Annotated in this window: 9 protein-coding genes; 4 read left to right on the forward strand and 5 right to left on the reverse strand. The window is 48.4% G+C overall.

All coding sequences use genetic code 11. The annotated features are described in order from the left end of the window. Positions 1-12: 12 nt before the first annotated feature. Together ACBP46_RS12660 and pmbA are read right to left on the reverse strand one after the other, a co-directional pair. Entirely contained in the window at positions 13-1,113 is a 1,101-nt protein-coding gene (locus tag ACBP46_RS12660; protein ID WP_371017080.1) for a TRAP transporter substrate-binding protein, read from the reverse strand. Between the two features lie 133 nt (positions 1,114-1,246). Next, entirely contained in the window at positions 1,247-2,614 is a 1,368-nt protein-coding gene (pmbA, locus tag ACBP46_RS12665; RefSeq protein WP_371017081.1) for a metalloprotease PmbA, read from the reverse strand. A 49-nt stretch (positions 2,615-2,663) separates the two neighbouring features. Here pmbA and yjgA point away from each other — a divergent pair, with 49 nt between their 5' ends. Both yjgA and ACBP46_RS12675 read left to right on the forward strand, forming a co-directional pair. Further along, a complete protein-coding gene (gene yjgA, locus ACBP46_RS12670; protein WP_371017082.1) occupies positions 2,664-3,212 on the forward strand; it encodes a ribosome biogenesis factor YjgA in 549 nt (182 codons plus the stop codon). Continuing rightward, positions 3,209-3,877, forward strand: coding sequence for an alpha/beta hydrolase (locus ACBP46_RS12675; RefSeq protein WP_371017083.1), 669 nt, complete (start codon positions 3,209-3,211; stop codon positions 3,875-3,877). Before yjgA ends, ACBP46_RS12675 begins: the two co-directional genes overlap by 4 nt. A 20-nt stretch (positions 3,878-3,897) precedes the next feature. Here ACBP46_RS12675 and ACBP46_RS12680 read toward each other — a convergent pair whose 3' ends face one another. Beyond that, positions 3,898-6,333, reverse strand: coding sequence for a bifunctional acetate--CoA ligase family protein/GNAT family N-acetyltransferase (locus ACBP46_RS12680; protein WP_371017084.1), 2,436 nt, complete (start codon positions 6,331-6,333; stop codon positions 3,898-3,900). Between the two features lie 122 nt (positions 6,334-6,455). On the opposite strand from ACBP46_RS12680, the gene gltX reads away from it, so the two are divergent. Continuing rightward, on the forward strand, positions 6,456-7,856 hold the full coding sequence (gene gltX, locus ACBP46_RS12685) for a glutamate--tRNA ligase (RefSeq protein ID WP_371017085.1): 1,401 nt from the start codon (positions 6,456-6,458) through the stop codon (positions 7,854-7,856). A gap of 60 nt (positions 7,857-7,916) precedes the next feature. On the opposite strand, the gene ACBP46_RS12690 is transcribed toward gltX, so the two are convergent. Together ACBP46_RS12690 and ACBP46_RS12695 are read right to left on the reverse strand one after the other, a co-directional pair. Then, on the reverse strand, positions 7,917-8,408 hold the full coding sequence (locus ACBP46_RS12690) for a hypothetical protein (RefSeq protein ID WP_371017086.1): 492 nt from the start codon (positions 8,406-8,408) through the stop codon (positions 7,917-7,919). Between the two features lie 73 nt (positions 8,409-8,481). Beyond that, positions 8,482-8,937: an Lrp/AsnC family transcriptional regulator gene (locus ACBP46_RS12695; RefSeq protein ID WP_371017087.1), complete on the reverse strand. Its 456-nt coding sequence runs from the start codon at positions 8,935-8,937 to the stop codon at positions 8,482-8,484. Positions 8,938-9,053: 116 nt separating this feature from the next. On the opposite strand from ACBP46_RS12695, the gene ACBP46_RS12700 reads away from it, so the two are divergent. After that, positions 9,054-12,488 carry an indolepyruvate ferredoxin oxidoreductase family protein gene (locus tag ACBP46_RS12700; protein ID WP_371017088.1) on the forward strand — a complete coding sequence of 1,145 codons (3,435 nt, stop codon included), beginning with the start codon at positions 9,054-9,056 and terminating at the stop codon, positions 12,486-12,488. Positions 12,489-12,657 lie beyond the last annotated feature (169 nt).

A 12,657-nucleotide genomic window follows, 5' to 3' on the forward strand; every position in this document is an offset into this window, starting at 1 on the left:
CGACAAATAAAGCTATTTACCGCGGTTTGCTAATGCAATACCTAGGTAGTTGTCGTAGGAGCCTTCGGCCACACGGAACCAAGGCACGAGCTCATCACGGAATGCCATGTAATTGTCGTGAATACGCTTGAAGCGCTCGTCTTTCTCGCAGAACTCTTTGTATAGTTCATTAGAGGTTTTGAAAGACGCATCCATTACATCGCGTGGGAACGCTTTAAGCACAGCACCGCTTGCGATTAAGCGACGTAAAGCACCTGGGCTTTGGGAGTCGTAAATAGCAAGCATGTTGTCAGATGCTGCACGGGCAGCTGTAGCCACCATCTTTTGGTACGTAGCAGGAAGCTCGTTAAAAGCATCTTGGTTGACGTATAAAGAGACCTGAGCCGAGCCTTCCCACCAACCGGGATAGTAGTAGTACTTGGCGACTTTTTGGAGCCCGAGCTTTTCGTCATCCACAGGGCCAACGAACTCAACGGCATCCAGCGTGCCTTTTTCTAGAGAGGGGTAAATATCGCCCGGAGGAACCTGTTGAGGTACTACACCCATGCGCGCTAAAACTTCGCCCGCAAAGCCCGCAGTACGCATCTTGAGACCTTTAAGGTCATCGACTGAGTTAATTTCCTTGCGATACCAACCACCCATTTGAGTACCTGTGTTACCAAAGGGGAAGTTAATGATATTGCGTGTAGCAAAGAGTTCACGCATGAGCTTCATGCCATCGCCCTCGTACATCCAGGCATTCATCTGGCGTGAGTTTAAGCCAAACGGAACGGCAGTATCAAAGCTAAAGGAAGGGTCTTTTCCGTAGAAGTAATAAGAAGCGGTTTGACCCATTTCTACAGTACGGTTTTCTACGGCATCCATGACCTCGAAACCAGGCACAATTTCGCCAACGGGATATAAACGCACGTTGAAGTTGCCGTCAGAAATTTCGTTAAGCATGCTAACGAAAAGCTCTGCGGTAGAAAAGAGCGCTGGCAATGACGGGCCATACGTGGACGTCATTTTCCAATTTAGCTTGGGCAGGCTTTCAGCAATTGCTGGCGCTGCAACCACTGCAGAACCAGCCACAGCAGTCAAGCCGGCCTTTTTCAAAAATGAACGACGCTGCATCGCGTGGAACCTCCATGACGTTCAATTAAAAAGATGACCAAAATATACTGGTCGCAACAATATCATACACTGCGTATATGGAGCTTGTTATTAGGAATAGCCAGAGTACAAGACTCGTTTTTAGAAGCAAGAGCTAACTACCGGCTACAGCCATGTTTTCTATTAGGATAGAACCAGTACGTTTACCGCCACGGATCACCTGGTCTGCCCCAACTGCTGCCATGTGTTGGAACATTTGCGCTAAATTGCCTGCAATGGTGATTTCCTCTACGGCGTGTTGAATTTCCCCGTTTTCTACCCAAAACCCAAAAGCACCGCGCGAGTAATCGCCAGTTACGTAGTTGATGCCTTGACCAATTAGTTCGGTAACGTATAAACCAGTACCTAGCTTTTTTAGCATTTGCGTCAGGTCGTCGGTAGGCGCAGTTAGCTGCGAGCGTAAAGTCAGGTTGTGAGCGCCGCCGGCATTGCCGGTGGTGCGCATCCCGAGCTTACGTGCCGTATAAGTAGATAAAAAATATCCGCCTAACACCCCTTGGTCTACGATGATGCGATCCGAGGTTTTCACCCCTTCAGCATCAAAGGGAGCACTACCTAACCCCCCTAGAATATGCGGATTTTCTACTATTTGGATATGCGGCGCAAATACGGATTGACCTAATTGATCCAGTAAAAAAGACGTTTTTCTATACAGCGCCCCACCACTAGCAGCACGCACAAAAGACCCCAATAAGCCAGCGGCAAGTGTGGCATCAAACAGCACTGGATACTGCCCCGTTTTAATTCGTTTGGCATGCAGACGCGCTAAGGTTTTCTGAGCAGCGATCTGCCCTATTTCCTCTGGACTTGTTAATAGGCGTGGCTTTCGGGCAACAGAGTACCAGTAGTCACGCTGCATCTGATGCCCTTCCCCCGCAATAGGGCTAGCTGAAATGCTGTAACGGCTGTAAGGATAGCCACCCAAAAAGCCTCGGCTGTTTGCCAGTACAAAATGACCCACATTCGTATCTAATGCAGCGCCATCGCTATTGGTGATGAGAGGACTGTAGTCCAAAGCAGCCCGCTCAGCACGTAGGGCTAAGCGAGCAGCGTGTTGTGCATCAACGGTCCAAGGACTATATAGCGTCAGATCGGGGTAATGCAGCGCTAGATCTTCAGTATCTGGCAACCCTGCCATGGCGTCTTCGGCAGTGTAACGAGCAATATGCCAAGCGGCCGCTACCGTGTCTTGAAGAGCTGTAGGTGAAAAATCTGAGGTAGAGGCCGAGCCTCGTTTATTGCCCGCAAAAACCGTTACACTTAAAGAACGATCACGAGTCTGCTCTATGGTTTCCACGTCTTGCTGTCGTACAGCTACCGATAAGCCCTGATTTTCTGCAATTTCTACGGCAGCATCTGACGCACCTAACTGTTTGGCGTGTTTTAATACATCATCAACCAACTGACAAAATCGTGATTGGTTTTCCGATATGGGCAAAGAAGAAATAGAAGACTGACTCATGGATACTCTTTAAAATGAAGCGAACTACACCGCTGATACTCTATTTATTATGACCGAAAACTACTTAGAACCCGATGAAAATGGCTATTACGGCCCTAGCAAATCACAAGTAAAGCGTGATATGCATGCCTTACAGGATCTAGGCAAGCAATTGGTTGAGCTTTCTAATGAAAAACTGAACAAGCTCAACCTAAACGATAACCTGTTAACCGCAATCAAAGAAGCTCAACGTATTACCGCACGTGAAGGCAAACGTCGTCAACTCCAATATGTGGGCAAGCTCATGCGCTTTGAAGACGCAGAAGCTATTCGTCATCAGCTAGACATCTGGGAAAATGGCTCCAAGGAACAAGCCAAAGCCATGCATAGGCTCGAGGCTTTGCGAGATGTGCTGATGCGTGATGATGCAGCATTAACCTTGTTTTTCGAGGAATTTAATCCCGCTGACCCTCAGGCTTTTCGTAGCCTCGTGCGCAGCGCTCGCAAAGAAAAACAACAAAACGAGCAGCTGGCCGAAGGCAAAGAACCAAGCCGCAAGCAATATCGCCAACTTTTTCAAGCCATTAAATCTATTGTGGAGCAATCAGATCGGTCATGAGCACAGAATTAGAATGCATTGAAATTTCAACCTCACCTCAGCCTCAGTTTGCTGTGATTTGGTTACATGGTTTAGGCGCAGATGGTAATGATTTCGCCCCTATTGTTCCTGAGCTAGGTGTGGATGATATCCCTATTCGCTTTATTTTCCCTCACGCCCCCGTCATACCTATTACGATTAACAATGGTATGGCCATGCGGGCATGGTATGACATTTACGTCATGGATTTAGTGCGTCACGAGGATGAAAAAGGGCTACGTGACTCTCAGCTCTTGGTGCAAGCCTTAATTGCCCGAGAAAATGCGCGTGGTATCCCCACTGAGCGTATTGTCTTAGCAGGTTTTTCTCAGGGTAGCGCCATGACCCTGCAAACGGGGTTACGCCTAGAAGAGCAGCTAGCCGGCATGGTGTGCTTATCTGGGTATTTACCCATTGCCAGTAAAACGGCCACAGAGCGTCACCCTGCTAATGCCACCACTCCTATTTTTATGGCTCATGGCACCCAAGACCCTGTTGTTCCTATACAGCGTGCGCAGGAGTCCAGCGCCTTATTAAGCGAGCTTGGTTATGAAGTCGACTGGCATACTTACCCCATGCCGCATTCTGTGCATCCCGACGAGGTTGCCGCCATTGGTGCTTTTTTGAAAAAAGTGTTTGCGCAGTAATATTGCCTTAGCAGCAAGGGCTACGGCTCTTGTTGCTGCAAATCTAACCAAACCCGACGTAGGCTTGGGTCGTATTTATCTATGTCGTCCTTAAAGCCTAGATGTTTTAACAACCCCAGCATGGCATAGTTGGTAGCCAACACATAACCATCTATATAACTTAAACCTTGATGTTTGGCAGCCTGAATCAAGGCTCGCATCAACTGCATGCCCAAACCATGACGCTGCCAATCGTCAGCCACCACTAACGCGTACTCGGCCCCTACTCCGTCCCTATTACGTAAATAATGCGCAAAAGCAATTACTTTGTCACCCTCTTCTTTAGAGTGGCTTTGACAAGGAATAGTGGCAACTAAAGCCAGCTCACGGTCATAATCAATGCGCGTGTAGCGGCTTAGCATAGAGGCAGATAACTCTCGCATCATCGATACAAATCGCATGTAACGACTTTCTTCGGACAGGTTACGCACAAACTCCTGTAAAGCCTGCGCGTCCTCGGGACGTATAGGGCGCAACACCCATTTTTGTCCTGAAGTAAGCTGATGGTGTTGAACCAAATAGCGGGGATACGGGTGAATAGCCATATGCGGATAACCACTGTGTTCTGGACGTGTGTGCGTCTCTTGTGCATGTAACTCTATGACCAACTGTGAAGCATATAAGCCACTGGGGCTTAACCAAAGCGGATCCACATGCAGCTCTAACACAGCAGGCAGCTCACTGACTAATTCGGATAAACGCTCTAAAGCTTGTTGCAGCTGAGCGTAAATAGCGCTTCCAGCCACTGTACCAAGGTGTTCTTGCCAAATTGGGGCACGCTCAATTAAGTGACGCGCTAAATACCTATTTAATGGCGGCAAGGCGACGGAAGTGCGACTATTTAAAAACTGCAATTGACCTTGAGCCGCACTGAAAATAAGGTACGGCCCATAGTGTTCATCCGTATAAATATGCACACTGGTAGGAGCTAGAGTAGGTAAAGTTTGCGGCAATGCCTGCGTTTGTATGGGGACTTGAAAATAACTTAATAGCTGCGTGCAGTCGGCCTCGTCTAGATAACGCACTCCTTGCTGCTGCAGCGCTGCAATTAAAGCACGAGCCTCACGTATTTGAGCCGGTCGCCCCAAGGACTCGGCAGGTAGTATTTGCTGGGCTAAGCGTTGATTATGATAATAAGAAGCCAATGTATTAATAGCATCAATGGCTGCGTCCGGTGTGCGCATAGCCGGTATGCCTGCTTGCTCTAGACGGTGACGTAAAGGACGCATCGAAGCCTCGCCCACAAAACAACTCATTAAGGGCTTATAGAGCTTTGTGCTCATAGTCAGAATGGACTCTGCTATTTGACTTAAATCGGCATAAGGGTCTGGGGCAATTAACACCAAAATACCGTCCACCTGCTCGTCTATAGCTAAGCTTTCTATGACTTGCTCTATGTACTCAGCCGTCCATGGCGCATAACGAGCAATAGGGTTCTGCACACGATCGGTAGGCAATGCCATGCGCTCTAAGGTATGCCGAGTTTTGGTGCTAAGAGTAGCCAGCTCGACAATAGTACCGTGGCGCATAATATCGATTGCCAGTTGCGCTACCCCATCACCATTCGACACAATAGCAATACGCGAGCCCTTAACGCGACGCTTTAAACTTAATACCTTTAGGGCAGCATATAGCTGGGTCAAGTACCGTACTCGGATCGCCCCCACCCGACGCATTAATGCACTGAACACCTCCTCACGGGCGCGCAATGTAGGGCCCTCATTCACGCCACCTGCCTTTAACACAATAATGGGCTTGGCTGCGGAGGCCGCATAAATAGCACTAGCAAAACGTCGCGCTGCAGGATGACTATGCAAATACAGAACAATACTATCGGTTTGTGCGTCGACTGCTAGATAGTCTAATACGGCAGCCAAATCAAGATCGACTTCTTCGCCAAGATCCACCACGGTTGAAAAACCCACTTGGGCATTTTCATTCCAGTCTAATAAAGCTGTTGCAATCGTGCGTGACTGGGAGACCACAGCAATTTTGCCAGCTTGAGGCGCTAAAGGATGAATGCTAGCGTTTAAACTCACACCCGGGCGCATTAAACCAAATGAGCGTGGCCCTAGAACCAAACAGTGATGCTCCTGAGCCCATGTGGCTAGCCACGCAATAAGATCAGAATCATAAGCCTGACTGGACGGATGCGTCAGCAAACTCAAAGCTCGGGGACGTAAAGCCGTTAGGTGTTGCAGCACCTCTGTCAGTTGGCTAGCAGGTACACAAACCACCGCTAAATCCAATCTGCTCTCGCCCCACTCCCATGTCGGCCACGCTTTATTTGGCTCATACACCACAGAATGTAACTCTACCGCCTTGTCAAACTGAAAATGACATCGGGCATCAGGGCTAACAACCGTAACAACGGACTGGGGTTCAAATAAAGCAGCTAAACGATGGCGTATTATCATCTTGGCAACCTCAAGGTTATTTTTTTTTTCAGTTTGTTCTGCGCAATTACGTTCAGTCTATTAAAATAAAGGAAATTTGTCCGCTGTAGCGGGCATTCTCCTCTTTTGATTGCTATGAGTTTATGACTACTACTATTCGTACCCGTTTTGCTCCGTCACCAACCGGTTATTTACATTTAGGTGGGGCGCGTACCGCATTGTTTTCATGGGCGTTTGCACGTCATCACAACGGTGTATTCGTGCTGCGTATTGAGGACACTGACCTAGAGCGCTCTACCCCCCAAGCTGTACAAGCCATTTTAGAGGGCATGGATTGGCTAGGGATGCAGGCTGATGAGGGTCCGTTTTATCAAATGCAGCGTAATGCACGTCATAAAGAAGTCATAGCACAACTACTAGAGTCTGGTCATGCCTATTACTGCTACAGCACCCCAGACGAAGTCGAAGCCATGCGCGAAAAAGCACGCGCGTTGGGGTTAAAGCCTCGCTACGATGGTACATGGCGTCCCCAAGAAGGCAAAACTCTACCAGCCATTCCTGCCGATCGCTCCCCAGTAGTGCGCTTCAAAAGCCCACAAACTGGCGTAACAAGCTGGGATGATCTGGTTAAAGGGCGTATTAGTATTGCTAACGACGAGCTGGACGATCTAATTATTGCTCGCGCCGATGGCACCCCTACCTATAACTTCTGTGTGGTAGTAGACGACTGGGATATGGCTATCACTCACGTCATTCGCGGTGACGATCACGTGAACAATACCCCCCGTCAGATTGTGATCCTCGAAGCGCTAGGGGCCACCGTACCTGTGTATGGCCACGTGCCTATGATCCTTGGCCCCGATGGGGAAAAGCTTTCTAAGCGTCATGGTGCGGTCAGTATTTTGGATTACGATGTCCAAGGCTATTTACCTGAAGCCATGCTGAATTATCTGGCTCGTCTTGGTTGGAGCCACGGTGATGACGAAATCTTTTCTGTGGAACAGTTTGTGGAATGGTTTGACACCAAAAACCTCAGTCGTTCTGCCTCACAATGGGACCCTAAAAAATTAAACTGGGTCAATGCGCATTACATTAAACAACGTGACAATGCCGACCTTGCCGCTTTAGTAGCACCCCGTATTGAAAAGTTGGGGGGCAATCCAAACGCTACAGATCTTAGTGCCGTTATGGAATTACTAAAAGGCAGAGCTGAAACACTTAACGATCTAGCCCAAGGGGCCATGGTATTTTGTGGTGCTTTCCAGCCTGCATCGGCCGAGCTACAAGCCGAAGTTCTTACGGAAAATGCCCTGGTTTTACTTAATGATTTTGCTGGGCGAGCAGCACAACTTAACGACTGGAGCACAACGGCCCTAAGCGCTGCAATCAAAGAAACGCTTGGTGCGCACAATGCCAAAATGCCGCAACTAGGCATTCCTTTACGCGTAGCTGTAACCGGCCAAAAACAAACCCCTGCTATTGATGCAGTACTGGCCCTACTAGGTAAAGAAACCGTTCTGAGCCGTTTAGCGCAACACGCCTAGCCAAATACATCTATACGCTTCGGGCCAAGCCCGAAGCGCCTCTAAGCATCACGCACCCTATTAAAACGGCAAACGATACCCAGGAGAAGTCCGAGTCGTATTGTGTTGCACCCCATCAGAACCCTGTAAGCGTAGCTTGTCTGTACTACTGTGTGACACGCTATAGCGGTTTTCGTAAATTGGGTCCTCTATGTCTACGGGAGAGCCATTGGACTCAAGGGTTTTTAAAATCAATTGATCACCATCACGCCACCAACACCCGTTTTCACTTAGCCCTTGTGAAGGTTGTCTAGGGCGTTTTATCTGCTCGGTATACAGCATTCGGCCATCGGCTTGTAAGGTAAACAAGGTGCGTAGCTCACCAGCCACCCCCTTTTCTTGGCGTTTGCTAAGCCAATTGCCCACCAAGGGGTCGTCGGCTGAAACCGGCTCACAAACGGTTTTTTTGGGGGCTTCTGGTGCTGCAGGAGGGGGAGGAAAGGAGGTACACGCAGCCAAGCCACCACCTAAAACCATCACCCCGATCATTCGCCAAAAATGAAACGGCTTCATACAGCATGTCCTCGTAAAATGTAGTAAGTACCAGCGATTTTACCCCAGCTTTTCATCGCACTATGCAGTCAATCTAAAACAAAGGTAACTGTAATTGATTTTTAATTTCTTTCAACACCACGATGGTGCGTGTTTGTCTAACGCCGGGTAAGTTAAAGAAAAAACGGTGCATAAAATCGTCATAACTTTCTGGGCTAGACACCACAATTTTTAATAAAAAATCGGCATCACCGGTTACCGCATAACAAGCCATAATTTCAGGGGTTTCACGCACTGCTTGAATGAAATTATCCACCATAGTAGCCGAGTGCCGGTCTAAACTAATTTGCGCAAACATACAGCTTTGCAAACCGACTTTATTGCGATCCACTACCGCATGATAGCCCGTAATTACTTTCTGTTCCTCTAGGGCCTTAATACGCCGCCATACCGGTGCTACCGATAAGCCGACTTGTTCAGACACCTGTTGGGCAGAGGCGCGCCCTTCTTTTTGCAGATGATCTAATATTTTTAAATTAATTATGTCCATATTTATCCCATATTGAAATGTTTATTTCGTTTATAGGGGAATTTACGCAATAACAAAGCAAAGAAAAACCCCGGGTTTCTACTTATGATGGTAAGTATCATCGTGGAGGTTTTATCATGCGTAATAATTTAAATTTAGACTATCAACTTAACGACAATATCAGCGCTGAGTCAGGCCGTATTTTTCTTACTGGAACTCAGGCTTTATTACGCATGCTATTAAGCCAAGCTCGTCGCGATCAAGCGGCTGGCTTAAATACAGCCGGTTTTATTTCGGGTTACCGCGGCTCTCCACTTGGCGGTGTGGACTCTACTATGTGGCGTCATGCCAAAGAGCTCGAACAAGCGCGCATCCGTTTTCAACCGGCTATTAATGAAGACCTTGCTGCCACCATGATGATGGGTACTCAGCAGTTAGACACCCACCCCAATAAAGAGGTCGATGGCGTATTCGGCATGTGGTATGGCAAAGGCCCAGGTGTAGACCGGGCCTGTGATGCTCTACACCATGGGCATGCTGCTGGCGCAAGTCATAAAGGCGGCGTGTTGGTGGTGGTTGGTGATGACCATGTGGGCGTTTCCTCATCCATCCCCCATAGCAGTGAACATGCTTTGCGCCATTTGCGTATGCCTATTATTCACCCTAGCTCTGTTGAAGAATACGAATATTTTGGGCTATGGGGCTGGGCATTATCACGCTACTCAGGAGCATGGGTAGGCTTTAAAGCTATTACAGAAACAGTGGAAAGCGGCAGAGCTTTTACTATTCTTGATGTACCGCAGTTCGATTTAGCCTATACACCCTCTGTGCATGCCCGCAGTTACGATGCCAAGCCCTTTCTGACGCCCCATATTGAGAACAACATAGAAAGCCGCTTGGTGGCCGTGCACGAATTTGCGCGCACCTATCCATTAGACAAGCTGATTGATGCCGCCCCTCAAGCCAAAATAGGTATTGTCACTACGGGAAAAAGCACCGTAGATACGCTGGAAGCCATAGAAAACCTACAGAAAAAACAGGGATTGCCTGCAATACGTCATTACAAGCTAGGGCTGATATGGCCTATTGAAACCGAAGGTTTTCTTGCCTTTGCGCGCGACTTAGACTATGTGTTGGTCATCGAGGAAAAAGACGATTTTGTCGAAGCCCAAATCAAAACTATTTTGTTCGATGCCGGTTTAAATACCCGAGTACAAGGCAAGAAAAACAGCCAACAACATGATCTTATTTCGCGTTACGGTCAATTGAGCCCATCCGCAATCGAACAAGCCCTGCTCAATTGGCTTGGTGAGCTTAATCTATTACCGAGCGCTCCCTCCGCGCCTTCCTGTACGTTACCTACCGTAAAAGCCTTAGATAGTTTTGGCTTAACCCGTCGTCCCTATTTCTGTTCTGGCTGCCCACACAATAGCTCCACTAAGGTTCCTGAAGGTAGCAAAGCGCTCGCTGGTGTAGGCTGCCACTACATGGCCTCATGGATGGATCGTGATACACAAGGCCTAACTCAAATGGGCGGCGAAGGCACCGATTGGGTCGGGGCCTCTGCATTTATGAACCAAGCCCATATTTTCCAAAATATGGGAGAAGGCACCTACTTCCACTCGGGTTATCTTGCTATACGTCAAGCTGTGGCGGCACGCGCCAATATTACCTATAAGATCTTATTTAATGATGCTGTCGCCATGACCGGGGGGCAACCGGTTGATGGTCCTATATCGGTACCGCGTATTTGCCAACAAGTCCTCGGCGAGGGCGTGAAAAAAGTGGTCATAACAACGGATGAACCTGAGCGTTACAAAGGGGTTAGCTTGCCCTCTGGTATTGACGTATTACACCGCCGCGAACTGGATCGAGTGCAACGTGAATTACGCGATATACCTGGCGTTACGGTTTTAATTCACGATCAAACCTGTGCTGCGGAAAAGCGTCGTCGCCGCAAGAAAAACGACTTCCCTAACCCGCAGCGTCGCATTTTCATCAACCCAGAAGTTTGCGAAGGCTGTGGCGACTGCGGTGTGCAGTCGAACTGTTTGTCCATTGTGCCACTTGAGACGGAATTAGGCCGTAAGCGTGCCATTGATCAATCCAGCTGTAATAAAGACTTTAGTTGCGTCGAAGGTTTCTGCCCTAGTTTTGTCTCTGTGTTGGGTGCCGAGCCTAAAAAAGCCGCTGGTCTAGATAGTGCTACATTACAAAAACACTTTGGCGCAGCCCTACACAACACAGTACGTACTCAAGGGGCACCCACCGCCTGTAATTTAATTGTGGCAGGCATTGGGGGCACAGGAGTTATTACAATTGGCGCAATCGTAGCCATGGCAGCGCATTTGGAGAACCGAGGTTCGTCGGTATTAGATATGACAGGGCTGGCCCAAAAAGGGGGTACTGTAATTAGTCATGTTCGACTTTCTGCTGATCACCAAAGTGCCGGTACGGTGCGTATTGATACACACCAAGCGGATGTTGCCATTCTTTGTGATAGTGTGGCAGCCAGTAATGCAGCAGCGGCTCAATGCATTGCCCCCCAGAAAACGCAGGTTTTTATTAATGAATACCTTGCCCCCACCTCTGAATTCACTCGTCAGCCAGATGTCAAATTACCGCGTACAGCATTAGTGGAGCAGTTGGTCACCACCAGTGGACAACAAAACAGCCACCATGTCGATGCACACTATCTTGCCGAGCAACTATTCGGTGATAGTATTTTATCCAATATGATGATGCTGGGTATGGCATGGCAACAAGGTGCTATCCCTATTAGTTTGACAGCATTACAGCGCGCTATTGAATTAAATGGGGTGGCGGTAGCGGCAAACCAGCTCGCTTTTGATGCCGGTCGCGTCTGGATAGCAGCACCCGAAAAAATCACTGCGTTGATCGCTCAACATCAACGCCCTACTACTAAGCGCCCCCAAAGCCTACAGGCAGCGCTAGATCTGTATGTGCCGCGCTTAACCGCTTATCAAAATACAGCGTATGCGAATCAATTCACCCAAGCTATTCAAAAACTGAGTCAAGCAGAACAACGTATACAGCCGGGTTCTGAACAGCTCAGCTTAGAAGCCGCTCACAGCTTGTACAAACTCATGGCGTACAAAGATGAATACGAGGTAGCACGCCTTTACAGCGAACCCGCGTTTATGGAGCAGCTGCAACAGCAGTTTGAGGCAGGCTTTGATGTGAACTTCCATATGGCCCCCCCTTGGATTAGTCGCTTAGGAAGTAATGGTCGCCCATTAAAGCGCCAGCTAGGTGGATGGATGCTTAAATTTATGCCGCGCTTAGCTCAAGCCAAAGCACTTCGTGGTACGGCCTTTGATCTATTTGGCTACCAAGCAGAGCGTAAAATGGAGCGCGAGTTACGCGATCAGTTCATGCAACACCTGCGTTTTTTAAGTACGCATTTAACCGCAGAGCAATTTGATTTGGCTTTACAGTATGTGCAAATTCCACAGCGTATCCGTGGCTTTGGCCCAGTCAAACACACTGCTGTTGAACAAGCGCGCAAAGAGCAAGCGCAATTAATTGCGCAGGGCTTAGCGCTTAAATAAAGCCCAAGGCTTTGCAGCATGCAAGGCATAGGTTAGACTTTTAGGCATGGGCGCTAGGCCCATGCCTTTATTGTTTGCTTAACTAAGGATATGAATTATGGCTCTTACTGCCACCCAGCCTGCTCAACCCATTCACACTGAACCTAATCCTGCCGGTAATTGGCCTTAC

This window comes from Paenalcaligenes hominis, from assembly GCF_041359055.1.
Taxonomy (GTDB): domain Bacteria; phylum Pseudomonadota; class Gammaproteobacteria; order Burkholderiales; family Burkholderiaceae_B; genus Paenalcaligenes; species Paenalcaligenes hominis_A.

What these genes read in the sequence shown, in the direction of transcription:
- ACBP46_RS12660 (WP_371017080.1), bottom strand. Translation starts at nt 1,113, where the DNA reads ATGCAGCGTCGTTCATTTTTGAAAAAGGCCGGCTTGACTGCTGTGGCT.
- ACBP46_RS12675 (WP_371017083.1), top strand. Translation starts at nt 3,209, where the DNA reads ATGAGCACAGAATTAGAATGCATTGAAATTTCAACCTCACCTCAGCCT.
- yjgA (WP_371017082.1), top strand. Translation starts at nt 2,664, where the DNA reads ATGACCGAAAACTACTTAGAACCCGATGAAAATGGCTATTACGGCCCT.
- gltX (WP_371017085.1), top strand. Translation starts at nt 6,456, where the DNA reads ATGACTACTACTATTCGTACCCGTTTTGCTCCGTCACCAACCGGTTAT.
- ACBP46_RS12680 (WP_371017084.1), bottom strand. Translation starts at nt 6,333, where the DNA reads ATGATAATACGCCATCGTTTAGCTGCTTTATTTGAACCCCAGTCCGTT.
- ACBP46_RS12700 (WP_371017088.1), top strand. Translation starts at nt 9,054, where the DNA reads ATGCGTAATAATTTAAATTTAGACTATCAACTTAACGACAATATCAGC.
- ACBP46_RS12690 (WP_371017086.1), bottom strand. Translation starts at nt 8,408, where the DNA reads ATGAAGCCGTTTCATTTTTGGCGAATGATCGGGGTGATGGTTTTAGGT.
- pmbA (WP_371017081.1), bottom strand. Translation starts at nt 2,614, where the DNA reads ATGAGTCAGTCTTCTATTTCTTCTTTGCCCATATCGGAAAACCAATCA.
- ACBP46_RS12695 (WP_371017087.1), bottom strand. Translation starts at nt 8,937, where the DNA reads ATGGACATAATTAATTTAAAAATATTAGATCATCTGCAAAAAGAAGGG.